This window comes from Janthinobacterium sp. P210006 (genome assembly GCF_036231885.1).
Taxonomy (GTDB): domain Bacteria; phylum Pseudomonadota; class Gammaproteobacteria; order Burkholderiales; family Burkholderiaceae_D; genus Janthinobacterium; species Janthinobacterium violaceinigrum.
This window is the reverse complement of the sequence record NZ_JAZARD010000004.1, coordinates 501013-526189: the sequence shown is the minus strand read 5'-3', so window position 1 is coordinate 526189 and position 25177 is coordinate 501013. Positions and strand designations below refer to the sequence as shown.

18 protein-coding genes and 1 tRNA gene are annotated in these 25177 nt (G+C 62.0%); 14 read left to right on the top strand and 5 right to left on the bottom strand.

From position 1 onward, the window contains the following. Nucleotides 1-25 precede the first annotated feature (25 nt). The 3 genes from ybaL to VPH41_RS22100 all read right to left on the bottom strand — a co-directional run bounded on the left by ybaL (nucleotide 26) and on the right by VPH41_RS22100 (nucleotide 4694). A complete protein-coding gene (ybaL, locus tag VPH41_RS22110) occupies nucleotides 26-1735 on the bottom strand; it encodes a YbaL family putative K(+) efflux transporter (RefSeq protein WP_287776203.1) in 1710 nt (569 codons plus the stop codon). A 208-nt stretch (nucleotides 1736-1943) separates the two neighbouring features. Next, nucleotides 1944-3065, bottom strand: coding sequence for a beta-ketoacyl-ACP synthase III (locus VPH41_RS22105; protein ID WP_328571510.1), 1122 nt, complete (start codon nucleotides 3063-3065; stop codon nucleotides 1944-1946). A 186-nt stretch (nucleotides 3066-3251) separates the two neighbouring features. Continuing rightward, on the bottom strand, nucleotides 3252-4694 hold the full coding sequence (locus tag VPH41_RS22100) for a S41 family peptidase (RefSeq protein WP_287776201.1): 1443 nt from the start codon (nucleotides 4692-4694) through the stop codon (nucleotides 3252-3254). A 324-nt stretch (nucleotides 4695-5018) separates the two neighbouring features. Between VPH41_RS22100 and VPH41_RS22095 the strand changes: the two genes are divergently transcribed. From VPH41_RS22095 to VPH41_RS22085, 3 genes are all read left to right on the top strand, one after another. Next, nucleotides 5019-5603, top strand: coding sequence for a hypothetical protein (locus tag VPH41_RS22095; RefSeq protein ID WP_328571509.1), 585 nt, complete (start codon nucleotides 5019-5021; stop codon nucleotides 5601-5603). 144 nt (nucleotides 5604-5747) lie between these two features. Beyond that, entirely contained in the window at nucleotides 5748-7832 is a 2085-nt protein-coding gene (locus VPH41_RS22090) for a M13 family metallopeptidase (protein WP_328571508.1), read from the top strand. A 182-nt stretch (nucleotides 7833-8014) separates the two neighbouring features. Then, nucleotides 8015-10090 (top strand): M13 family metallopeptidase, encoded by a 2076-nt coding sequence (locus VPH41_RS22085; protein ID WP_152281886.1) that lies wholly within the window; start codon nucleotides 8015-8017, stop codon nucleotides 10088-10090. Between the two features lie 133 nt (nucleotides 10091-10223). Here VPH41_RS22085 and VPH41_RS22080 read toward each other — a convergent pair whose 3' ends face one another. Continuing rightward, nucleotides 10224-10787, bottom strand: coding sequence for a c-type cytochrome (locus tag VPH41_RS22080; protein WP_328571507.1), 564 nt, complete (start codon nucleotides 10785-10787; stop codon nucleotides 10224-10226). A gap of 199 nt (nucleotides 10788-10986) precedes the next feature. Between VPH41_RS22080 and VPH41_RS22075 the strand changes: the two genes are divergently transcribed. The 3 genes from VPH41_RS22075 (at nucleotide 10987) to VPH41_RS22065 (ending at nucleotide 12282) form a co-directional block, all read left to right on the top strand. Then, nucleotides 10987-11062, top strand: a tRNA-Arg gene (locus VPH41_RS22075). A gap of 177 nt (nucleotides 11063-11239) precedes the next feature. Next, on the top strand, nucleotides 11240-11704 hold the full coding sequence (locus tag VPH41_RS22070; RefSeq protein WP_328571506.1) for a helix-turn-helix domain-containing protein: 465 nt from the start codon (nucleotides 11240-11242) through the stop codon (nucleotides 11702-11704). Next, nucleotides 11704-12282, top strand: coding sequence for a PIN domain-containing protein (locus VPH41_RS22065; RefSeq protein ID WP_328571505.1), 579 nt, complete (start codon nucleotides 11704-11706; stop codon nucleotides 12280-12282). Before VPH41_RS22070 ends, VPH41_RS22065 begins: the two co-directional genes overlap by 1 nt. A gap of 9 nt (nucleotides 12283-12291) precedes the next feature. Here the strand turns inward: VPH41_RS22065 and VPH41_RS22060 are convergent, their stop codons facing one another. Next, nucleotides 12292-12969: a type 1 glutamine amidotransferase domain-containing protein gene (locus tag VPH41_RS22060; RefSeq protein ID WP_328571504.1), complete on the bottom strand. Its 678-nt coding sequence runs from the start codon at nucleotides 12967-12969 to the stop codon at nucleotides 12292-12294. 309 nt (nucleotides 12970-13278) lie between these two features. Between VPH41_RS22060 and VPH41_RS22055 the strand changes: the two genes are divergently transcribed. The 8 genes from VPH41_RS22055 (at nucleotide 13279) to VPH41_RS22020 (ending at nucleotide 25051) form a co-directional block, all read left to right on the top strand. Further along, nucleotides 13279-15936, top strand: coding sequence for a TonB-dependent receptor (locus VPH41_RS22055; RefSeq protein ID WP_328571503.1), 2658 nt, complete (start codon nucleotides 13279-13281; stop codon nucleotides 15934-15936). Nucleotides 15937-16125: 189 nt separating this feature from the next. After that, complete coding sequence (locus tag VPH41_RS22050) at nucleotides 16126-17478, top strand: MFS transporter (protein WP_328571502.1); 1353 nt, start codon at nucleotides 16126-16128, stop codon at nucleotides 17476-17478. A gap of 165 nt (nucleotides 17479-17643) precedes the next feature. After that, entirely contained in the window at nucleotides 17644-18591 is a 948-nt protein-coding gene (locus VPH41_RS22045; RefSeq protein ID WP_328571501.1) for a glycoside hydrolase family 43 protein, read from the top strand. Nucleotides 18592-18609: 18 nt separating this feature from the next. Further along, entirely contained in the window at nucleotides 18610-19680 is a 1071-nt protein-coding gene (locus VPH41_RS22040; protein ID WP_328571500.1) for an aldose epimerase family protein, read from the top strand. Nucleotides 19681-19876: 196 nt separating this feature from the next. After that, nucleotides 19877-21619 (top strand): IlvD/Edd family dehydratase, encoded by a 1743-nt coding sequence (locus VPH41_RS22035; RefSeq protein WP_328571499.1) that lies wholly within the window; start codon nucleotides 19877-19879, stop codon nucleotides 21617-21619. A 12-nt stretch (nucleotides 21620-21631) separates the two neighbouring features. Next, the gene (gene araD1, locus VPH41_RS22030) at nucleotides 21632-22624 is read left to right on the top strand and encodes an AraD1 family protein (protein WP_328571498.1); all 993 of its coding nucleotides are present in this window, start codon (nucleotides 21632-21634) and stop codon (nucleotides 22622-22624) included. Next, the gene (locus VPH41_RS22025) at nucleotides 22621-24198 is read left to right on the top strand and encodes an aldehyde dehydrogenase (NADP(+)) (protein WP_328571497.1); all 1578 of its coding nucleotides are present in this window, start codon (nucleotides 22621-22623) and stop codon (nucleotides 24196-24198) included. The genes araD1 and VPH41_RS22025 overlap by 4 nt, the downstream gene beginning before the upstream one ends. Before the next feature lie 85 nt (nucleotides 24199-24283). Further along, on the top strand, nucleotides 24284-25051 hold the full coding sequence (locus VPH41_RS22020; protein WP_328571496.1) for an SDR family NAD(P)-dependent oxidoreductase: 768 nt from the start codon (nucleotides 24284-24286) through the stop codon (nucleotides 25049-25051). The last annotated feature ends 126 nt before the right edge of the window (nucleotides 25052-25177 follow it).

Below are 25177 nucleotides of genomic sequence, written 5' to 3'. Positions count from 1 at the left end.
CATAGCGGTTCGGCATCAAGGAACCTTAATGGCCATGCCCCTTCTTGGCCGCATCAAAACTCTGCAGCACGTGCTCGGCCATGCCATTGGCCAGTTCGTGCTCGCCGATAAACACCTTGCCCGCGTTTTCCGCGCGCAGCAATTCCGCCTCTTCCTCGCTGTGCGTACGCACCACCGTCATGATGGCGGGATTGAGCGCGCGCGCCGTCTCGATCATGGCGCGCACGTGGAAGGTGTCCGGCGTGGCGATGACGAGCATGGTGGCGTGCGTGATGTGCGCCTGGATCAGCACGGCCGGTTCGCCCGCATTGCCGGCCACGGCCGGAATGCCCTGCTTGCGCAGCTGGTCGACGATTTCGCGGTTTTCCTCGGCCACGACGAAGTGGATGCCCCGCTCCATCAGGGCGGCGGCGATGCGCCGGCCCACGCGGCCGTAGCCGACCAGCACGATCTGGCCCGACAGTTTTTCCTGCGGCACCGTCATCGGCAGCTCGGCCAGCGGGTCGGTCGTGCGTTCGAACTTGCGGGCGAAATCGCTGTTGCTCATCACGCGCAGCAGCGGCTTGGCCATGCTGAACACGAGCGGGTTCAGGGCGATGGACAGGATGGCGCCGGCCAGGATCAGGCTTTGCCCTTCCTGCGGCATCAGGCCCAGCGACAGGCCCAGGGCGGCCAGAATGAACGAGAATTCGCCGATCTGCGCCAGGCTGGCCGAGACGATGATGGCCGTTTTCGGCGGATAGCGCAGGGCCATCACCAGCAGGAAGGCGGCGATCGACTTGCCGAAGATAATGATGGCGCACACGGCCAGCACTTGCAGGGGCTTGTCGATGAGGATGTTAGGCTCGAACAGCATGCCGACGGAAACAAAGAACAGCACGGCAAACGCGTCGCGCAGGGGCAGCGACTCTTCCGCGGCGCGGTGACTGAGTTCGGATTCGCGCAGCACCATGCCGGCAAAGAAGGCGCCCAGGGCGAAGGACACGCCGAACAGCTTGGTGGAAGCGTAGGCGATGCCGACGGCGGCGGCGATCACGCACAGGGTAAACAGTTCGCGCGAGCCGGTGCGCGCCACTTGCCACAGGATCCATGGGAACAGCTTGCGGCCCACGACCAGCATGAAGACGATGAAACCGGCCACTTGCCCCAGGGTCACGGCCAGGGTTTGCCACAGGCTGACGGCTTCGGCGCCAGGGGCAACCTTGCCGCCCAGCGCGCCAGCAAACGCGGGCAGCAGCACGAGGACCAGCACGGTGACGAGGTCTTCCACCACCAGCCAGCCGACGGCGATGCGGCCATTCAGGGAATCGAGGATGCCCCGTTCTTCCAGCGCGCGCAGCAGCACCACGGTACTGGCGACGGACAGGGCCAGGCCAAAGATCAGCCCGCCACCGAGAGTCCAGCCCCACCAGTGGGCCAGGCCCATGCCCATCGCCGTGGCGACGGCGATCTGCAGGATGGCGCCGGGCAGTGCAATCTTGCGCACGTCCCATAGATCCTCGATGGAAAAGTGCAGGCCGACACCGAACATCATCAGCATCACCCCGATTTCCGCCAATTGCCCGGCTATTTCCGCATCTGCCACAAAACCGGGCGTGGCCGGTCCGATGATGATGCCGGCGGCCAGATAGCCGACCAATGCCGGCAGTTTCAGGCGCGCGGCGATGAAGCCGAAGATGAGGCCGAACCCGAGGGCGGCGGCAATGGTGGTGATCAGGCTGATGTCATGGGGCATGCGTGGTGGGTTCCTTATGGAGACGTGCGGATGAAAAAGATGCTACTCAGCGATTGAGTATAAACGCAACAAAGCTGCGGCTGGAATTTTCCTGCCGCTTTTTTGCAAAAAATTTGCGCTGTATCTTCGTTCAGGTGGATGCGAACGCATGCCATCCACCCGCATCTGCGTCTAATTCAAGGAATCAGGCGCGACTACGTCCGCATGCTCACACCTTGCGCACGACCACGCAGCCGATGGAATAGCCGGCGCCGAACGAGCAGATGACGCCCATGGCGCCTGCCGCCATGTCATCCTGATACTTATGGAAGGCGATGATGGAACCGGCCGACGAGGTGTTGGCGTAGGTGTCGAGGATCACGGGCGCTTCGTTCGCTTCCGCGTCGCGGCCCAGGATCAGGCGCGCGATCAGCAGGTTCATGTTCAGGTTGGCCTGGTGCAGCCAGTAGCGGCTCACTTGCGCCACTTCCACGCCGGCCTTGGCCAGGGTCGCCTTGATCATCTCGGCGGCCATCGGGCACACTTCCTTGAAGACCTTGCGGCCTTGCTGGCGGAACAGCTTGTCGGCCTGGCCCACGCCGGACTCGTCGAAACGGTTGAGGAAGCCGAAATTGTTGCGGATGGCATTCGAGAAGCGCGTTTTCAGTTCCGTGCCGATGATCTCGAACTGGTGCTGCGAGACGGCCGTGTCTTTCGCTTCGACGATGATGGCCGTGCAGGCGTCGCCAAAGATGAAGTGGCTGTCGCGGTCGCGCCAGTTCAGGTGGCCGCTGGTGATTTCGGGATTGAGCACCAGCACGGCGCGCGCCTGGCCGCTTTGCACGGCGGCCACGGCTTGCTGGATGCCGAAGGTGGCGGACGAACACGCCACGTTCATGTCAAAGCCATACCCGTCGATGCCCAGCGCATCCTGCACTTCCACGGCCATGGCCGGGTAGGCGCGCTGCATATTGCTGCAAGCCACCAGCACCATGTCGATGTCGGCCGGCGTGCGGCCCGCGCGCGCCAGCGCGTCATGCGCGGCAGCAACGGCCATTTCCGCCTGCAAGGACAGTTCGTCATCGGCCCGTTCCGCGATGCGCGAGACCATGCGCGCCGGGTCGAGGATGCCTTCCTTTTCCATCACGAAGCGCGACTTGATGCCGGACGCCTTTTCGATGAAGGCCACGCTCGACAGGTCCAGCGCCGTGACGGTGCCCGCGGCGATCGCGTCGGCATTGTCGGCATTGAACTTTTCCGCATAGGCATTGAAGCAGGTGACCAGCTCTTCGTTGGAGATCGAAAATGGCGGCGTGTACAGTCCGGTACCGCTGATGACGACTTGTTTCATGGTTAAGCTTTCAAATTTGGCAATCGGCGCGGCGCCGATAAGTGAAGCAAATTTTACACAAACAGGCTCGACTGTAGAGAGTTTCGTGTTGCGGGGACGGGGAAGTGTGGCGGAAGATTGATTTTTGTCGCGTGGACGGTTGCCGGGGGGCATTCCGCCCCCCCGCAGTGCTGCTGGCGCTGCTGCTTACTTCTTCGGTTCCTTCTTGACGTCGGCTTGCACGACCACCGGTTCGGCCTTGGCCAGCTGCACGGGCAAACCCTTCAGGTGGTTCAGCGCCTGGTGCAGCTGGAAATCGTCCTGGCTGCCGAATTCCAGCGGCTTGCGGGTCTTTTCCAGGGCGATGATGCGCAATTGCTCTTCCATTTCGTCGTTGACGGGGGCGGCCTTGGCGCTTTCCTTGTCGCGGTCGTTGCTCAGGTGCTTGGAGAGGTCCGCTTCGCGGATGCGCAAGCCGTTCAAGCCGTCGCCGTCCGCATTTTCATCGACCAGCAGGTCGGGCACGATGCCCTTGGCCTGGATCGAGCGGCCATTCGGCGTGTAGTAGCGGGCCGTCGTCAGCTTGACGGCCGTGTCGGCAGTCAATTGGCGGATGGTTTGCACGGAACCCTTGCCGAAGGTTTGCGTGCCGATGATGGTGGCGCGCTTGTAGTCCTGCAGGGCGCCGGCGACGATTTCCGAGGCCGAGGCCGAACCCGTGTTGACGAGCACCACCAGCGGTACTTTCTTGATAGCGGCCGGCAATTTCGCCAGCGCATCGCCTTCCGAGCGGAACATATAGTATTCGGCGCGGCCGTAGAACACCTGTTTCGAGTCCGGCAACTGGCCGTTGGTCGAGACGATGGCAGAGTCCTTCGGCAGGAAAGCGGCCGAGACGCCGATGGCGCCCTGCAGCACGCCGCCCGGATCGTTGCGCAGGTCCAGCACCATGCCCTTGATGTTCGGGTCTTGCTGATACAGGGCCGTGATCTGCGCGGCCATGTCGTCGACGGTCGGTTCCTGGAATTGCGACACGCGCAGCCAGGCGTAGCCCGGCTCGACCATCTTTGCCTTCACGCTTTTCTGGTGGATTTCCTCGCGCGTGATGGTAAAGGCCAGCGGCTGCGGTTCATCCTTGCGGGCAATGGTCAGCGACACCTTGGTGCCCGGTTCGCCGCGCATGCGCTTGACGCTGTCGTCCAGGCTGACGCCTTTCACGGGCTGGCCGTCCAGGCGGGTGATCAGATCGCCGGCCTTGATGCCGGCGCGGTAGGCGGGCGAATCCTCGATGGGCGAGACGATCTTGATGTAGCCGTCTTCGCTCAGGCCGATTTCGATGCCCAGGCCGACAAACTTGCCTTCGGACCCTTCGCGCAGCTCGGCGTAGGCTTTCTTGTCCAGGTAGGCGGAATGGGGGTCGAGCGAGGCAACCATGCCGGAAATGGCGTCTTCCAGCAGTTTCTTGTCTTCCACGGGTTCCACGTAATCGGACTTGATCAGGCCAAACACATCGGCCAGCTGGCGCAGTTCTTCCAGCGGCAGGGGCGGCTCGACGGTTTTTTGCGCCATGGCGGAAAATTGCAGCGACACGGCGACGCCGGCCACCACGCCCAGGCCGATCAAGCCGGTATTTTTGAGTTTGCCCATCATTGCACCTTTGCAGCTAGCGTGTCTTGCACAAGCGCCAGTCCCCGTGGAGCGGCGCTTTTCTGAAAGTATAGACCTGAATCTCTGCCGGTGTGGGCCGGCTGTGGAAAAAGCGTACCTGGGCCCAGTCTACGCGCGAAAACGGGACGGCCAGCTTGCCATATGTTGCGGCTTTGTATGCGATGTATAGTTACTCTTGAGGGGAGTAAGCATTTGTAAGAGTCGAAAAAAAGCGTGTGCGGCGGCCCTATAGTGGATTCGCATTCTCGACCCGAAGTGGTTTTGCCTGCGTCTGCGGACGCAGGCTTTTTTTTATCCGGAGCCCCCATGACCTCGTTGAACTTACTCCCCGCCGTGCGCCGCCTGGGCCTGGCCTTGCTGCTGGGCACGACCGCCTTGACCGCTACGGCCGTGCCGCTTGCCGACATGCGCCTGGAAGACTTGCTGCCGATGGCGCCCGATTTCAGGACGGAATTGAAACTCAATGCGAATCAAACCACCTTGTGGCAGCAGGTGGAAGGGAAATCGCGTCAACTCTTGCGCGAACGCAAGGCGCGCCGCGAGCGCCTGCAAGCGGCGGTGACGCAGGGCTTGCAGGCGCCCCGGCTGGAGCTGCGCGACTTGCTCGCCGACATGGACAATGAAAGCACCGTGAGCCTGGCCGAAGAAAAGCAGCTGCGCGAGTGGTGGCTGAGCGTCAACGATGCCCTGGACGAGCACCAGCGCCAGATGGTGGCCCAGTTCATCGCCGGCCAGATGGCGCGCGTGATGGACGCCGCCGTGCCCCACAGCGAGTCGCGCGGCGCGCCAGGTGGCGAGCATGGCGGGCGCAAGGGGGGCAAGGGCGGCATGGGCGGCGCAGGCGTCAGCATGGGCGGCGGCGGCGCGGGCATGACGCTCCCCGGCAACTGACGGATAGAACTGAGGGGCCATTCCGGGGGCAAGGATGGTCAAAAGGCATGATCGCGTGCTACATTCCTGCAGCGCCTGGCGCGGCGGGCTATCCGCCCGAAGCTATCTGCCCGGTCTTTTTGACATGCCCCATAAGGACAATCCGTGAATCGCTATCTCTTGAGCAGTCTGACCCTGACCCTGTTGGCTGCGTTTGCCCATGCCGCCGAACCGGCATCCGCCGCATCCGCCGTGGCAGCCCCCACCGTGGCGCCAGGCGCCGCGCCTGCCGCCGCCGGCGTCGTTTCCGGCATCGATGTGCAGTACATCGACCCCGCCGTGCGCGTGCAGGACGATTTCTTCACCCATTTGAACGGCAAGTGGCTGGCCACGGCCGAGATCCCGGCCGACAAGTCGAGCTGGGGTTCGTTCGCCAAGCTGCGCGATGACACCACGCCACAGTTGCGCGGCATCATCGAAGCCACGCAACAGGATAAAAACAAGAAGGCCGGTTCCGAAGCGCAGAAGATCGGCGACCTGTACGCCAGCTACATGGATGAAGCCAAGCTCGATGCGCTGGGCACGAAGCCGCTGGCCGGCGAACTGAACCGCATCCGCTCGCTGCGCGACAAGAAGGGCGTGCCCGCCCTGATCGCCCACCTGAGCCAGACGGGCGTGGCCACGCCGTACGCCGTCTACGTGGGCCAGGATGCCCGTGCCTCGACGAAATATGCCGCGTACGTGAGCCAAAGCGGCCTGGGCATGCCCGACCGCGACTACTACCTGGAAGCCAAGCAGGCCGGCGTGAAAGAAAAATACCAGGCGCACGTGGAAAAAATGCTGGCCATGGCCGGCGACAAGAACGCCGCCGCCCGCGCCAAGGCTGTCGTGGCGCTGGAAACGGCCCTGGCCGAAGTGCAATGGACCAAGGTCGAGAACCGCGACCCTGTCAAACGCTACAACAAGACCGACATCAATCAACTGAACGACCTGACCCCCGGCTACGACCTGAAGGCAGGCCTGGCCGCCCAGGGCATCGCCAACAAGGTCGATTACGTCATCGTCAACCAGCCCAGCTACCTGGCCGGCTACAACAAGGTGCTGGCCGCCACGGACCTGGACACCCTGAAAGCGTACTTCGAATGGCAGTTGCTGCGCAGCTATGCCAGCTACCTGTCGAAAAACTTCGTCGACGAAAGCTTTGCTTTCTATGGCACGGTACTGAGCGGCGTGACGGAAAACCAGCCGCGCTGGAAGCGTGGCGTGGGCGCCGTCGAAGGCGTGCTGGGTGAAGCCGTCGGCAAGCTGTACGTGGCGCAGTATTTCCCGGCAGAGCGCAAGGCGCACATGCAGGAACTGGTGAAAAACGTGCTGGCCGCCTACAAGGACAGCATCGACACCCTGGACTGGATGAGCCCGGAAACCAAGAAGGAAGCGCAAGCCAAGCTGGCCAAGTTCACGCCGAAGATCGCGTATCCGAACAAATGGCGCGATTATTCGAAGCTGCAGATCGTGCAGGGCGATCTGGTGGGCAACATGATGCGTGCCGCCAACTTCGGCTCCGCCCGCCAGGTGGCCAAGCTGGGCAAGCCGATCGACCGCGAAGAGTGGGGCATGACGCCGCAAACGGTGAACGCCTATTACAGCTCGACGATGAATGAAATCGTCTTCCCGGCCTCCATCCTGCAGCCGCCGTTCTTCGACGCCAACGCGGACGACGCCGTCAACTATGGCGCCATCGGCGCCGTCATCGGCCATGAAATCAGCCACGGCTTCGACGACAAGGGCAGCCAGTCCGATGGCGACGGCAACCTGCGCGACTGGTGGACCCCGGCCGACCGCAAGAACTTTGCGGCCAAGGCCGACGCGCTGACCAAGCAGTACGACGGCTACAGCCCCTTGCCTGGCTACCACGTCAACGGCGCGCTGACCCTGGGCGAAAACATCGCCGACAACTCGGGCGTGGCGATTGCGTATAAAGCGTACAAGATCTCGCTGGGCGGCAAGCCGGCGCCCGTACTGGACGGCCTGACGGGCGACCAGCGCTTCTACATGGGCTTTGGCCAGGTATGGCGCAGCAAGATGCGCGAAGCGCAGCAGATCGTGCAAATCAAGACCGATCCCCATTCGCCGGGCCAGTACCGCGCCAATGGCACCATGGTCAACCAGCCTGGCTTCTACGAAGCGTTTGGCGTGAAACCGGGCGACAAGATGTATGTTGCGCCGGAAAACCGCGTCATCATCTGGTAAGCGCTGTCGCGATGAAAACGTAATCCTGTAGCAACAAAAAAGGCCACCTTGCGTGGTCTTTTTTGCATTCCGGTCAAAGTTCTTTCTGTCGTTTCAGCCGGTATGCTACAGTCAAAAACCGGGCCAGAAGCCCTGGGCCTTCTGACCCTTATATTCCACACAATACAATATTGAGGACAACCGTGAATCGTTATTTGTTAAGTGCATTGACCCTGAGTCTGCTGGCTGGCGTGTCCGGCATGGCTGGCGCCGCCGATACTGCCAAGAAAGCCGCTCCCGCCACCGCCACGGCTGCCGCGCCAGCGGCGCTGACGTCCGGCATCGCCATCGAATACGTCGACCCTGCCGTGCGCGCGCAGGATGACCTGTTCCAGCACCTGAATGGCAAATGGCTGGCGGAAACCGTCATTCCTGCCGACAAGTCGAGCTGGGGCAGCTTTGCCAAGCTGGCCGACGATACGCAAACGCAGCTGCGCGGCATCGTCGAAGGCGCGGCCGCCGACAAGGCCCGCGCGGCCGGTTCGAATGCCCAGAAGATCGGTGATTTTTATAACAGCTTCATGGATGAAGCCAAGCTGGAAAGCCTGGGCCTGACACCGTTGAACGCGGAGCTGGCGAAGATCGCCGCGCTGCAGGACAAGGCCGAGTTGCCGGCCGTGATCGCCCACTTCAGCAAGCTGGGCGTGACCTCGCCTTACGACTTCGGCATCCACCAGGACGCCAAGGATTCCACCAAATACGTGGCCGACATCGTGCAAAGCGGCCTGGGCTTGCCTGACCGCGATTACTACCTGGAAGCCGGCAAGGCCGATACGCGCGCCAAATACCTGGCCCACGTGGAAAAAATGCTCAGTTTGGCCGGCGACGCGAACGCTGCCGCGAATGCCAAGGCCATCCTCGCGCTGGAAACGGAACTGGCCAAGGCGCAATGGAGCAATGTGCAGAACCGCGATCCCGTCAAGACCTACAACAAGGTGGAACTGGCCAAACTGGCCGCCGTGGCGCCAGGCTACGACTGGGCCCGCTACCTGAAGGATACGGGCATTGCCGGCAAGGTCAATTATGTGATCGTCAGCCAGCCCAGCTACCTGAAAGGCTTTGCCGAGATCGCCAACAAGACGCCGCTGGAAACGTGGAAAGCGTATTTCCAATGGCACTTGCTGCACGCTAACGCCGGCTACCTGCCGAAAGCGTATGTCGATGAAAACTTCGCGTTTTATGGCACCACCCTGACGGGCGTGACGGAAATGCGTCCGCGCTGGAAACGCGGCGTGGGCGCCGTCGAAGGTGCGCTGGGCGAAGCCGTGGGCCAGCTGTATGTCGAGCAATATTTCCCGGCCGAGCGCAAAGTGCGCATGGAAGCGCTGGTGAAAAACCTGATGACGGCCTACAAGCAAAGCATCGACAAGCTGGACTGGATGAGCCCTGTCACCAAGAAGCAGGCGCAAATCAAGCTGGCCAAGTTCACCACCAAGATCGGCTATCCGAACAAATGGCGCGATTACTCGGGCCTGGCGGTGGCGCAGGACGATTTGATCGGCAACATCCAGCGTTCGCACCTGCTCAATTACAACCGCGAATTGAACAAGCTGGGCCAGCCTATCGACCGCGACGAGTGGGGCATGACGCCGCAGACCGTGAACGCCTATTACAACCCTGAACTGAACGAAATCGTCTTCCCGGCCGCCATCCTGCAAGCGCCGTTCTTCGACGCCAACGCGGACGACGCCGTCAACTATGGCGCCATCGGCGGCGTGATCGGCCATGAAATCAGCCACGGCTTCGACGACCAGGGCGCCCAGTATGACGGCGACGGCAACCTGCGCGACTGGTGGACCAAGGCCGACCATAAAAACTTCGCCAAGAAAACCAAACAGCTGGTGGCGCAGTACAACAGCTTCAGCCCCGTGCCTGGCCACTTCGTCAACGGCGAACTGACCCTGGGCGAAAACATCGCCGACAATTCTGGTGTGGCCATTGCCTACAAAGCGTACAAATTGTCGCTGAACGGCAAGAAAGCCCCCGTCATCGACGGTTTCACGGGCGAGCAGCGTTTCTATGCGGGCTTTGCCCAGGTATGGCGCATGAAGATGCGCGAAGCGCAGCAACTGGTCTTGCTGAAAACGGACCCGCACTCGCCAGGCCAGTTCCGCGCCAACGGCACCATGCGCAACCAGCCAGGTTTCTACCAGGCGTTTGACGTGAAACCGGGCGACAAGATGTATCTGCCACCGAAAGACCGCGTCATCATGTGGTAAGACAGTTTTTTCAGGCATCAGTTGCCAGCCGCCCCGCGCAAGCCGGGCGGCTTTTTTGCGTCGTGTGATTTGGCACAAACTGCGGGCGAAAAAAAACCGCCTCTGCGGGCGGTTCCTGGTGCAGCGTAGCCGCTTACTTTGCAGGCTCTGCGGCTGGCGCGGCGCCGCCGTCAGCGGCTGCGGCCGGTGCCGGCACTTCCGGCTCCTTGAACTTGCCGCCCGAAGCGTTGGCGATGTAGACCACGGCGCGTGCCACTTCCACATCGTCGAGGTCGGGATTGCCGCCCTTGGCCGGCATCGCGCGCAAGCCTTCGATCGCGTGTTTCAGGACCGTATCGTAGCCTTGGGCCAGGCGGGCCGACCAGCTGCCCGCATCGCCAAATTTGGGTGCGCCAGCCACGCCGGCGCCATGGCAGGCCACGCAGGTGGCCGTGTAGACGGCTTCGCCGCTTTGCAGCACCTTCGGACCGCTGGCATCCTTGAAGGTAAAGCCGGCATTGGCCACCGGGCTCAGGCGCTCGGCAATGGCTTCCGGCGACTGGCTGTCCGTACCGGCACCCGTCAGTTTTTGCGCCGTGACGAACTGCACCAGCAAGATGATGCCGATAACGGTGATGAGGAAGAAGCCAGCTACGGCGGCAAGCAATTGTTTAGGCGTTTTGATCGCTGATTGTTGTTCGTTATGTGCGTCGCTCATGATGTCCTTAGTCCAGATTTGAAACTGATGGCCGTGTAAGGTAGCATTTTTACATGCCTGGATGTAAACCTTTATGAAACCCACAATTATAGGCACAAAAATTGAGCAGTGACATGCAATTGCCGACGATACGACAGTTTCCGTAGACGTAGGTAAAGAAAAACGGTATCCTTCGCATCACTTCAGAAATTCCCCCTACGCGGCTGTAGCTCAGTGGATAGAGTATTGGCCTCCGAAGCCAAGGGTCGTGGGTTCGATCCCCGCCAGCCGCACCAAGATGTCCCCGCAGTTCCCACATCGTTTTCTCCCCCTCGTTATGTAGTTGATGGGCTGGCCTGTGCCTGTTCGCTTTGGCGTCGTGCCGTGCTTGTTCCGGCGCAAATTGTTATACTTCTTTGGTTGCGTTTATTGCGTTTGGATCGTAAGCTTCAATGGAAAGCAGGGAGGATGCCATGTCGAATGTGATTGAGCGCCTGGAGAACAAGGAAGACCTGGCGCTGGCGAAGGCGGCGCAGCGCTGTCTGGTCAGTGCGCTTGATCATTCGCGCGCCGTGCAGATTGCCATCGTGGAGGAGGGGGCGCACGACCTCGGTGACGCACCGTTGCTGCGCTTGCCGCCGAATGTATTGCGCCTGTTTGCCGATGTGCTGGGCACCTTGGCGCAAGGGAAGGCTGTGACGGTCATGCCCAAGGAACTTGACGTGACGACCCAGGAAGCGGCGATGTATTTGAATATGTCGCGGCCGTATCTGGTGCGCTTGCTTGAAGCAGGGAAAATTCCCCATCATAAGGTGGGTACGCACCGCCGGCTGCGCTTTGAGGATGTGGTGCAATACAAGGATGAGCGCAAACGCCGCTCGGAACAGGCCTTGCAGGCCTTGGCAGATCAGGCACAGGAGCTTGAACTGGGGTATTGATGGCCGGATACTTCCGCTACACTGCCGTCCTGGATGCCTGTGTCTTGTATCCGGCGCCCTTGCGCGATCTCCTGCTGAGTTTGGCTGCGGACGGTATCTTCAGTGCGCGCTGGACAGCGCAGATACAGGCGGAGTGGCGACGCAACTTGCTGCTCAATCGGCCAGATCTCGATCCTGCCGCCTTGGCACGGACAAGTGCGCTGATGGCGCAAGCGGTCGAAGACGGCGTGATCGACTCTTACGAATACCTGATTGATGCCTTGATCTTGCCCGATCCGAACGACCGGCATGTCCTGGCGGCTGCTATCGTGGGGCATGCCGATGCCATCGTCACCTTCAATCTCAAGGATTTCCCGGATGCGCTCATGCGCGGGCACAATATTGAAGTGGTGCACCCGGATGATTTTCTGGTGGCCCAGTATGAATTGGCCCCCATACGCATGCTCGCTGTCATCAAGGAAAATCGGGCACGATTACGCAAACCACCCAGATCCGCAGCCGAATTGATTGCCAATTACGAAGCGCAAGGCTTGCCCCAGTTGAGCAAGTTGCTGCGCTCCGTCATGGCTTCGCTGTAACGTTGCGCGTTACTTCAGCAATCCCAGCAACGCCTGCGCCGCCGCCTCCGACGAGGCCGGATTCTGTCCCGTGATCAAGATGCCGTCCGTCAGCACATACGGGGCCCAGTCGGCGCCTTTCGAGTAGATGCCGCCGTTATCCTTGAGCATGTCTTCCACGAGGAAGGGCACGACTTTCGTCAAGCCCACGGCGTCTTCTTCCGTATTCGTAAATCCCGTCACCTGCTTGCCTTTCACCAAGGGCTGGCCGTCGCTGCCTTTGACGTGGCGCAAGACGCCGGGGGCGTGGCAGACGGCGGCCACGGGCTTGCCGGCCGCGTGCAGCGCTGCGATGAGGGCGATGGAGTCCCGGTCTTCGGCCAGGTCCCACAGGGGGCCGTGGCCGCCCGGATAGAACACGGCGTCATAGTCGGCCGCTTTCACGCTGGACAGCAGGACGGTGGAAGCGAGCGCGGCCTGGGCGGCCGGATCGGCCTTGAAGCGGGCCGTGGCGGCCGTCTGCGATTCGGGCGCGTCGCTTTTCGGGTCCAGCGGCGGCTGGTCGCCCTTGGGCGAAGCCAGGGTGAGGCGTGCGCCCGCGTCTTTCAGCACGTAGTACGGGGCGGCGAATTCTTCCAGCCAGAAGCCGGTCTTGTGGCCCGTGTCGCCCAGCTGGTCGTGCGAGGTCAATACCATTAAAACGTTCATGCGGACTCCTGTGCAAGGAAGGGGGAATGGAAAGGCAGTGCCAAGCGCCCAGCTTAGTCCTGTTCCCGATTTCATGGTGCACGCCAGCGCTGCCTGTTTTTTGTGCATGCAGTCGATGAACATGCCCGCGACGCTCTTGCCGTTGCCGGTTTACACGCTCCAACGTGCTGCCGTTGCCGATATCAAAATTGATATCAAAACAGTGTAAAAATTGATTGGAGAGATTATCGCCCAGCCCCTAAGATAAACGCCGAGCATGCGAACGACATGCAAGCAGCATAAAAATATCAAAACAATATCTGGAGATTCATGATGCGCCACGCCCTCGGCCCGCTCGCGGCTACTTTTCCTCGTCCATTCACCTTGAAGGCAGCCGTTGCGGCACTGGCCGGTATCGGCTTGCTGAGCACGGCTTCGGTCTGGGCGCAGGATGCGGTGGCGGCCGATGCCGGTGCCGAGCCGGCCGCGGACGTGTCGGTCGTGACCGTCAGCGGCGTGCGCCGTTCCGCGCAAAATTCGCAGCAGATCAAGATGCGTTCGGACCAGGTCATCGATTCCATCGTGGCCGACGACATCGGCAAATTCCCCGATAACAACGTGGCCGAGACCCTGGCGCGCATTTCCGGCATCCAGATCCGCCGCGATTCGGGCGAAGCGAGCGCCGTCATGATACGCGGCTTGCGCGATGTCACGACCCTGCTCAACGGCCGCGAGCTGTTCACCACCACGGGCCGCTACGTCAACCTGGCCGACATTCCCGCCACCATGCTGCAGCGCGTCGACGTGTACAAATCGCAGGGCGCGGACCAGGTCGAAGGCGGCGTGGCCGGCATCATCGACGTGCGCACCAACCGTCCGTTCGACTTCAAGGAATTTACCGCCAGCGTGAATACGCGCGCCGTCTACAGCGACAAATCGAAAGCCACGGACCCGAACATCAGCGGCATGGTGGCGAACCGCTGGAAGACGGGCATCGGTGAAGTGGGCGCGCTGCTGGGCTTGTCGCAACAACAGCACCGCTACCATGAAGAACGCGCGTTCAATACGGCGCCCGTGGATAAAAGTTTCCTGTTGCCCGGCTTGACGGGGCCGGATCAGGTGGGCTTGCTGCCGATCAAGGGCGACCGCCGCCGCACCACCGCCAATGCCGTGCTGCAATGGCGTCCGAATGCCGACGTCGAGCTGTATGCGGAAGGCATGGCCACGCGTTTCCTGCTCGATGCCGAGTCCGATTACTTCGTCGGCTTGCCATGGTGGGGCACGCCCGTGTCGGCCACAAAAATTCCCGGCACCGACCAGCTGCAAACCCTCACGTCGACCAACGTCAACACCATCATGTCGACGCAGGCGAACAAGAACGAGACGAAGACGCATCAATTTGCCGTGGGCGGCTTGTGGGAGATCAATCCCGAATGGCGTTTCACATCGGAAGTGGCCAGTACCAAGAGCAGCTATACCTGGCGCAACCCCATCCTCGACGCCATCACGCAAGTGCCGAACGCCACCATCAATACCAACCAGAACGGCACCCTGCATGTCGATTACACGGGCATCGATTTGCAAGACCCGTCGAATTACTATCTGAAGGGCTTTTTCGACCGCTACGGCCGGGACCAGGGCAGCTCGAACGATGTGCGCGCAGACCTGGCGTACACGCCCAGTGCGGGCGGCATCTTCAAGGAAATCAGTGTCGGCGTGCGCGGCGTCAAGCGCGAAGCCGAATCGATCAAGAGTTTCGAGGGCAATGCGGAAGCACCGGACGTGTCCGGCGCCGCGTTTCCGTTCAGCCGCCAGAGCGTGACGTCGATTCCCGGTCTCAATTGCCTGTCGGAACCGATGTCCAGCGGCGGCCCCGACTATGGATTGAAACAGTGGTACACGCCATGCGCCAGCTTCCTGCTCAATAACACGGGCGCCGTGCGCCAAGCCGTCACGGGCAGCAGCGCCGCGCGCGCCATGGACCCGGGCTCGTTTTTCAAGGATACGGAAAAGACGTATTCCATCTACACCAAGGCAAAGGTCGCCTTCAAGCTGGCTGACTATCCCGTCGACGGTACCGTGGGCGTGCGCGTGGTGCGCACGGAGCAAAGCCTGCAAGGCAACAGTTCGCAGGATGGCGTCTACACGCCCGTCATCAGCGACACGTCCAGCACCGATGTGCTGCCGAGCGTGGCCCTGAAAATCAAGCTGCGCGGCGACCTGGTCGGCCGCTTCGCCGCGGGCCGCACCATCAGCCGCCCCGGCTTTGCCCAGCTCAATCCCGGCGTGGCCCTAGTCAACTCGACGGAAACGGTGAAGGCGACGGGCGCGGGCGGCAATCCGAATTTGAAACCGGTGACGGGCGACAATGTCGACGCCGCACTGGAATGGTATTTCGCGCCGGCCGGTTCCGTCACCGCCACCGTGTTCCACCACAAGTTCGACGGCTATATCCAGCAGCGCATTTCCAGCGAAACCATTGCCGGCAAGACGTATGACGTGGACCGCCCGTACAACACGGCGGCCGGCAAGCTGCAAGGCCTGGAAATCGGCTACCAGCAGTTCTATGACGGCTTGCCCGGCATCTTGAGCGGCCTGGGCTTGCAAGCAAACGGTACCTACATGAGCGGCACGACTGATGACGAGACGGGCAGCCATGCGATCACGGGCGTGTCGCGCTATGCCTACAACCTGGTGCTGCTGTACGAAAAAGATGCGTGGTCGGGCCGCCTGGCCTACAACTGGCGCTCGAAATTCATCGACAGCTACAACCAGGGCGGCCCCGGCCTGGACCTGAAGGTGGCACCGACGGCCCAGCTCGACGGCTCGCTGTCGTACAAGATCAACGAGCAGTTCACGGTGACCCTCGATGGGAATAACTTGCTCGATACCAAGTTCAAGGATTACTGGAACGAACCGGGCGTGTATGCGCGCGATACGCGGCGCTATGACCGCACGGTAGGTCTTTCTTTGCGCTGGAAAATGTAAAACGTCCATGGCTGCGCTGCATTGCCTCGCCGTACTCCTCGTACTGTCTTCGGCAACGCGCCTTGCCCTGAACGTTTTACATGAGTGAAAAAAGCAGTATCCAAGGGCGTTGCCATGGTTTCGGCCGGCAACGCCCCTGTCAGTTGGACAGTCACGCACGATTCATCATAAAAAGAATGGACGGAAAGCATGGAGACGCAAAAATTATCCACCGTTGAAAAGGTCGGCTTCGGCGCCGGCGACATGGCGCTTAATGTCGTCATTTCGTCGATGATGTTGATCATCACTTTTTTCTATACCGATATCTATGGCTTGAAAACCACCGACCTGGCCCTGCTGTTCGTGGCCGTGAAAGTCATCGGCGCCATCGCCGACCTGGTCATGGGCCAGATCACGGACCGCTACAGCTTTGCCTCGGGCCGCTACCGCCCCTACCTGCTGTGGCTGGCCGTGCCGTATGGCGTCAGCGTCTTCTTTGTCTTCAGCACGCCAGAGTGGCAGTACGACGCCAAGCTGGTCTGGGCCTATTCCACGTATATCCTGATGACGATCATGACGGCCGGCGTTGGCATCCCGTATATTTCCCTGATCAGCGGCTTGACGAGCGACCCGCAGGACCGCCTGTCGGCCAATGGCTACCGCCTGTTCTTTGCCAAGATCGGCGCCTTCATGGTGACCATTGTCGTGCCGATTTTGTCGCAGCGCTGGGGCGGCGGCAACCCGGCCGTCGGCTACCAGGCGGCCATGGCCGTGATGGCCGTCATGGGCGTGGCCCTATTCCTGTTCTGCTATTTTTCCACCACCGAGCGCGTCGTGCACGTGGTGGAAAAGCAATCGTTGCTGGCGCAATTGAAGGTGCTGCTGCAGAACGACCAGTGGCTGGTACTGTGCGGCGTGTGCGTCACGGGCACCATCGGTTACGTGGTGCGCGGTTCCGTCGCCATTTATTACGCGAAATACTATCTGGGCGGCAGCACGGAAACGGTGGCCGCCTTTTTGACCACGGGCGTGGTGGCGGCCATCCTGGCCATGATCGCCTCGACCTGGATCACCAAGTTCTATTGCAAAGTTAAACTGTTCCGCTACACGCAGATCGGCGTCGCGCTGATCAGCCTGGCGATCTATTTCTTCGTAAAACCGAGCGATACCGTACTGGCCTTTGCCCTGTATTTCCTGCTGTCCTTCGTGGTGGACTTGCATGCGCCCGTGTTCTGGTCGGCCATCGCGGAAACCATCGATTATGGACAAGTCAAGACGGGCAAGCGCGTCTCCGGCTTCGCCTTTGGCGGCATTTCCGTCTGCCAGAAGGCGGGCATGGCCGTGGCAGGCGGCCTGGTGGGCGTGCTGCTCGCGTATTTTGATTACCAGCCCAATCATGAGCAAACGCAATTCGCCCTGAACGGCATCGCCCTGATGCTGTCGGTCATTCCCGGCTTTTTCCACTTGCTGATGGGTTTGCTGATGTTCAAGTACCGCATCAGCGATGCGTACTACAGCGGCGTGAAGTCGGAAATGCACAAACGCGGCTTTGTTGCCGCATGAGGACACCTGAGCTAACCTACTGCGCGTCGGTATAGGCGGCCTGCGATGCTCACCGTACTAGAGTACGGTTGCGCTTCTTAGCCACCTCTCCCTTCCGCTCGCTACGGTTTTCTCAGGTGTTGTAAGGCAAACTAATTTTATCTAATGAAATGATTTGGAGTGCTTATGGTTGAAGTACTGAAACCGCTGATCGAACAGCGTGCCGATCCGCATATCTACCGCCACAGCGACGGTTATTATTACTTTACGGCCTCCGTGCCCCAGTACGACCGCATTGAGCTGCGCCGCGCCGACAGCATTGCCGGGCTGGCCGACGCGCCTACCGTCGACGTGTGGCACAAGCCGGAAACGGGACCGTACAGCGAGCTGGTGTGGGCGCCGGAGCTGCACTTCAACCAGGGTGCCTGGTATGTGTATTTCGCCGCCGCGCCGAGCCGCGAGATCAAACATAAACTGTTCCAGCACCGCATGTATGCAATCCGCAATAGCAACGCCAACCCCCTGGAAGGCGAGTGGGAATTCATGGGGCCGATCGACACGGGCATCGACACCTTCTGCCTGGACGCCACCACGTTCGAGCATGAGGGCGTGCTGTATTACCTGTGGGCACAGAAGGATGTGGCCATCGAAGGCAATTCGAACCTGTACATCGCGCCGATGGCCACGCCGTGGCAGCTGGCCGGTCCGCCCGTGATGCTGAGCAAACCGGAATTCGACTGGGAAATTCGCGGCTTCTGGGTCAACGAGGGGCCGTCCGTGCTGAAACGCAATGGCAAGATCTTCATCAGCTATTCGGCCAGTGCCACCGATGAAAATTATGCGATGGGCTTGCTGTGGGCCGATGCGTCGGCCGACCTGCTCGACCCGTTCTCGTGGAACAAGTCGCCCGAGCCAGTGTTTGCCACCTGCTACGAGCACGGCATCTATGGCCCCGGCCACAACAGCTTTACGACGGCCGCCGATGGCGACGGCGTGTTGCTGGTGTACCATGCCCGCACGTACACGGAAATCGTGGGCGATCCTTTGTGGAACCCGGACCGCCACACGTTTGTGAAGCCGCTGCGCTGGGATGCGCAAGGCATGCCCGTGTTTGGCCGCTCATCGACCCTGTAACGTTCCGGACCCGACGCCATGACCCCAGTTGATTCTGTTTCAGTCACGCAAGCCCCGTTCGGCATCCTGCCCGATGGCTCCCACGTCAGCGTGTTTACGCTGAGGAACCGCCAGGGCATGCAAGTCAAGGTGCTCGACTTTGGCGCCATCATCAGCGAAATCCACGTGCCGGACCGCGACGGCACCTTTGCCGACGTGGTGCTCGGTTTCGAGCGCATCGAACCCTACCTGGCCAACAGCGCCTACCTGGGCGCCGTCATCGGGCGTTTCGGCAACCGCATCGCCGAGGGACGTTTCAGTCTCGACGGCAAGGATTACCAGCTGGCCGTCAACAATGCGCCGAATCACTTGCATGGCGGAACGCAGGGTTTTCACCAGGTCATGTGGCGGGCCGAGCCGTTCACCAAGGAGGACGCCGTGGGCATCGCGTTTACGCGCAGCAGCCCGGACGGCGAAGATGGCTACCCGGGCCAGCTGGACGTGACCGTGGTGTACGAGCTGGACAACGACAATGCGCTGAGCCTGCGCTACCACGCCGTGACGGACCAGGCTACGCCCGTCAACTTGACCAACCACAGCTATTTCAACCTGGCGGGGCAGGGCGATATCCTCGGCCACGAAGTGACGATCAACGCGGACCGCTATCTGCCCGTCGATGCGGGATCGATTCCCACGGGCGAGCTGGCGGACGTGTCCGGCACGCCGTTCGACTTGCGCCAGAGCACCGTCGTCGGCGACCGCATCGCCTTGCCGCATGAGCAGATCCGCATCGGCCGTGGCTACGACCATAACTTTGTGCTCAATCAAAAGCCGGGCCAGCTGCTGAACCTGGCCGCCACCGTGCGCGATCCCGTGTCGGGCCGGGTGATGCAGGTGTACACGCAGGAGCCCGGTGTTCAGTTCTATTCGGGAAACTTCCTCGACGGCAGCCAGTACGGCAAGCTGCGCGCCAACAGCTACCGCAGCGCGCTGTGCCTGGAAACCCAGCATTTCCCCGATGCGCCGAACCAGGCCCATTTCCCCAACACCATCTTGCGCCCGGGGCAGGTGTATCGGACGGAAACCGTGTACCGCTTTTCCGCCGAGTAAGCCTCGCATCCACAACAGCCCACGCCCTGCCGCCATGCGCCCGCAGGGCGTTTTCATTGGGACATGCTGATATCGTTTTCGGTATCGGAACGCATTAAAAATTGATTGGAAAGGCATGGCAGGATTCTTTAGTATTCCAACATCGCTGCCCGGGCCGACGACATTAGATCCGGCATGGCACAACCAGGAGAATGGCATGTCTGAGACAAAAAAGAAGGTTGCCCTGCGCTCTGCCGAGTGGTTCGGCTCGCAGGACAAGAATGGCTTCATGTACCGCAGCTGGATGAAAAACCAGGGCATACCTGACCACGAGTTTCACGGCAAGCCCATCATCGGCATCTGCAATACCTGGTCCGAACTGACTCCGTGCAACGCGCATTTCCGCCAGCTGGCCGAACACGTCAAGCGCGGCATCCTGGAAGCGGGTGGTTTCCCCGTGGAATTTCCCGTCTTCTCGAACGGCGAATCGAATCTGCGCCCCACCGCCATGCTGACGCGCAACCTGGCCTCGATGGACGTGGAAGAATCGATCCGCGGCAACCCGATGGATGCCGTCGTGCTGCTGGTCGGCTGCGACAAGACGACGCCGGCGCTGCTGATGGGCGCGGCCAGCGTCGACATCCCCACCATCGTCGTCAGCGGCGGCCCCATGCTGAACGGCAAGCTCAATGGCAAGGACATCGGTTCCGGCACGGCCGTGTGGCAGCTGCACGAGCAGATGAAGGCGGGATCGATCACCTTGCACCAGTTCATGTCGGCCGAATCGGGCATGTCGCGCTCGGCCGGTACCTGCAACACCATGGGCACGGCCTCGACCATGGCCAGCATGGCCGAAGCGCTGGGCACCTCGCTGCCGCACAACGCCGCCATTCCCGCGGTCGATTCGCGCCGCTACGTGCTGGCCCACATGTCGGGCATCCGCATCGTGGAAATGGTGCACGAAGACCTGCGCCTGTCGAAAGTGCTGACGCGCGAGGCATTTGAAAACGCCATCAAGGTCAACGCCGCCATCGGCGGCTCCACCAATGCCGTGATCCATTTGAAGGCGATTGCGGGGCGCATCGGCGTGCCCCTGGAACTGGAAGACTGGACCAAGGTAGGCCGCGGCACGCCGACCATCGTCGACCTGTTGCCGTCGGGCCGTTTCCTGATGGAAGAGTTTTACTATGCGGGCGGCTTGCCGGCCGTGATACGCCGCCTGGGCGAGGGCGACTTGCTGCCGCACAAGAATGCGCTGACCGTCAACGGCAAGTCGATCTGGGACAACTGCGTCGAAGCACCGATCTACAACGACGAAGTGGTGCGCACCCTGGACAACCCGCTGCTGGCCGATGGCGGCATCTGCGTGCTGCGCGGCAACCTGGCGCCACGCGGCGCCGTCTTGAAACCGTCGGCCGCTTCGCCGCATCTGATGCAGCACCGGGGCAAGGCCGTCGTCTTCGAAGATTTCGAACACTATAAAGCGCGCATCGTTGATCCGGATCTGGACGTCGATGCCGATTCCGTGCTGGTCATGAAGAATTGCGGCCCGAAAGGCTATCCGGGCATGGCGGAAGTGGGCAACATGGGCTTGCCGCCCAAGCTGCTGGCGCAAGGCATCACCGACATGGTGCGCATCTCGGATGCGCGCATGAGCGGTACGGCCTACGGCACCGTCGTCTTGCACGTGGCGCCGGAAGCGATGGCGGGCGGCCCGCTGGGCATCGTGCGCGACGGCGACATGATCGCCCTCGATTGCCACAACGGCAGCCTGAACATCGACATCAGCGATGCGGAAATCGCCGAGCGCCTGGCGGCCCGTGAACTGGGCAGCGCGCCTGGGCCGAAGAGCGGCTACCAGCAGCTGTATATCGAACACGTGTTGCAGGCCGACGAAGGCTGCGATTTCGACTTCCTGGTCGGCAATCGCGGTTCCGCCGTGCCGCGCCATTCACATTAAGCGGAGAATTCCATGCTGTTGCTGCAATTTACGAATGAACACGGCGGCCGCCTCGTCGGCCTGCTGCAAGACGACCAGATCCGCGTCATCGAAGGCTACAACACGACGTATGCGCTGGCGCAAGACGCCATCCGCAAAAAGGTCAACCTGGCGGAGCTGGTCAACGCCAGCGTCGGCACTACCACGCATTCCTATGCGGACGTGGCCGCCGGCGGCCGTTTGCTGGCGCCGCTCGACCACGCGGACGAGGCGCACTGCTACGTGACGGGCACGGGCCTGACGCACCTGGGCAGCGCCGGCGCGCGCGACGCCATGCACAAGAAGATCGGCGGCGACGCCGAATCCTTGAGCGACTCCATGAAAATGTTCCGCCTGGGCGTGGAAGGCGGCAAGCCAGCCGCCGGCACGGCCGGCGCCCAGCCCGAGTGGTTCTACAAGGGCGACGGCTCCATCGTGCGCGCCAGCGGCCAGCCGCTGCGCATGCCGGACTTTGCCCTCGATGGCGGCGAAGAGCCGGAAATTGCCGGCCTGTACGTGATCGGCGACGACGGCCAGCCCTACCGGGTCGGCTACGCCATCGGCAATGAATTCTCGGACCACGTGACGGAGCGCCAGAACTACCTGTACCTGGCCCATTCGAAGCTGCGCATGTGCAGCGTGGGCCCGGCCCTGCTGGTGGGCGAATTGCCTGCGCACATAGCGGGCGCCTCGCGCGTGCTGGACGCGGATGGCAATGTGCGCTGGGAAAAGGCCTTTGTCAGCGGCGAAGAGAACATGTCGCACACGATTGCCAACCTCGAGCACCATCACTTCAAGTATCCGCTGTTCAAGCGCCCTGGCGACGTGCACGTGCACTTCTTCGGCACGGCCACCCTGAGCTTTGCCGATGGCGTCAGCGTGGCGCCGGGCGAAACCTTTGAAATCGAAGCGCCGGCCTTTGGCCCTGCCTTGCGCAACCGCCTCGACGTCTTCCCAACCGAATTTGCGAAAGTGAGCACATTATGAGTTTCAATATCACCGGTGATGCATGGATCGGCGGCGTGGCCGTCAAGGGCAATGGCGGCTCCTTCGAAGCGTGGGACCCGGCCGCGCGCGCGCATATCGCGCCCGCCTTCCACATGGTGGACGTCGCGCAAATCGACGAGGCATGCCGCCTGGCGCAAGCCGCATTCGACCCGTTCCGCACCACCACGGATGCGGAACGTGCCGACTTTCTCGACACCATCGCCGCGCAAATCGGCGAACTGGGCGACGACTTGATCGTGCGCGCCATGACGGAAAGCGGCTTGCCGCGCGCGCGCCTGGAAGGCGAACGTGGCCGCACGGTGGGCCAGTTGAAACTGTTCGCCGGCTTGCTGCGCGAGGGTTCGTGGACCGATGCGCGCATCGACAGCCCGCTGCCTGAGCGCGTGCCGCCCCGTCCAGACTTGCGCTTGCGCATGATCGGCCTGGGTCCCGTCGCCGTGTTTGCGGCAAGTAACTTCCCGCTGGCCTTCTCCGTGGCCGGCGGCGATACGGCCTCGGCCCTGGCGGCCGGCTGTCCCGTCGTGCTGAAAGCCCACTCGGCCCATCCGGGCACGTCGGAACTGGTGGCGCGCGCTATCGTGAAAGCGATTGCCATCTGCAAGCTGCCGGCCGGCGTGTTCGCCTTGCTGACGGGCACGGGCAACGGCATCGGCCAGGCCCTGGTGGCCCATCCGGCCATCCAGGCCGTGGGCTTTACGGGCTCGCGTTCGGGCGGCATCGCCCTGATGAAGGTGGCGGCCGAACGTCCGCAGCCGATCCCCGTGTATGCGGAAATGAGCAGCATCAACCCCGTGTTTGTGCTGCCGCAAGCGCTGGCCGCCCGTGGCGCCGCGATTGCCAGCGGCTTTGCCGCCTCGCTGACGATGGGAGTGGGCCAGTTCTGCACGAATCCCGGCCTCGTGCTGGGCCTGGAAGGGGCCGACTTCACGGCCTTTGCCGCCGCTGCCGCCGAAGCGCTGGCGCCGGCGCCTGCCGCCACCATGTTGACGGCAGGCATCGCCAGCAGCTATGCCAAGGGTGTGGCCGCCCTGGCGCAGCACGCGGACGTGACGCCGCTGGTGCAGAATGCGGGAGAAGAGGGCAAGGGCGCCGCCGCCCTGTTCGTCACCTCGGGCGAGGCGTTTTTGGCCAGGCACGATCTGCGCGACGAAGTCTTCGGTCCCGCTTCGCTGCTGGTGGCATGCCGCGACATGGAACAGTTGCTGGCGATCACCGAAAGCCTGGAAGGCCAGCTGACGGCCACCCTGCAGATGGATGCGGGCGACCTGGCAGACGCGCGACGCTTGCTGCCCGTGCTGGAACGCCGCGTGGGCCGCATCCTGGCCAACGGTTTCCCGACCGGTGTGGAAGTGTCGACGGCCATGGTGCACGGCGGCCCGTTCCCGGCCACGTCGGACGGCCGCAGCACCTCGGTCGGTACGGCCGCCATCAACCGCTTCCTGCGCCCCGTGTCCTATCAGAACCTGCTGCAGGACTTGCTGCCGGAGTCGCTGCGCGACGATAATCCGCTGGGGATCTGGCGCCGCAAGGATGGCGTGCTGGGCAAAGACTAAGACCTGCTGCGCGGCGGGGCCGATGGCCTTGCCGCGCCGGCTTGCGTTGCACGTTGTACATAAAAAATAAACAGGTGGAGACAAGATGAAGCAATTGGCGAAATATGGCAGCTTGCAGGGCAAGCGCGTGTTCATCACGGGTGGCGGCAGCGGCATCGGCGAATCCCTGGTGGCGGAATTTGCCGCCCAGGGCGCGCTGGTGGCGTTTGTCGATATCGCCGTGGAAGCGAGCGAGGCCCTGTGCCGCCGCCTGGCTAAAGCGGGCTGGACGGCGCCCCTGTTCCGCCATTGCGACATCACGGATATCGCATCCCTGCAAGCCGTCATGGCCGAACTGGCCGCGAAGCTGGGCGACTTCGATATCCTCGTCAACAATGCGGCCAACGACCAGCGTCACCAGGCGCAGGACGTCACCTTGGAATACTGGAACGAGCGCATTGCGATCAATCAACGTCCCATGTTCTTCACGTGCCAGGCCGTGTTCGAGGGCATGAAGCGCCAGGGCGGCGGTTCCATCATCAATGTCAGCTCGATCTCGTGGCACATGAAGTCGGGCGGCTACCCCGTGTACGCCACCACCAAGGCGGCCGTCGTGGGCCTCACGCGGGGCCTGGCGCGCGATTATGGCGCCCACAATATCCGCGTCAATACGGTCACGCCCGGCTGGGTCATGACGCAGCGCCAGATCGACCTGTGGGTCGACGAGGCGGCGGAAGTGGAAATCAAGAAAAGCCAGTGCTTGCCGAATAAACTGATGCCGCAGGACATCGCCGCCATGGTGCTGTTCCTTGCCTCCGATGACGGCGCGATGTGCTCCTCCCAAGAATTCATCGTCGACGCCGGCTGGGTCTGACAAAACGTCCAGGGCGTTGTTGCCTTGCCTAGCCGTACTTTCGTACTGTCTTCGGCAAGGCGCCTAGCCCTGGGCGTTTTGTCGGCCGCGGGCCTTCCCGCCTTACCCCATTCGTGTATGCCTCCC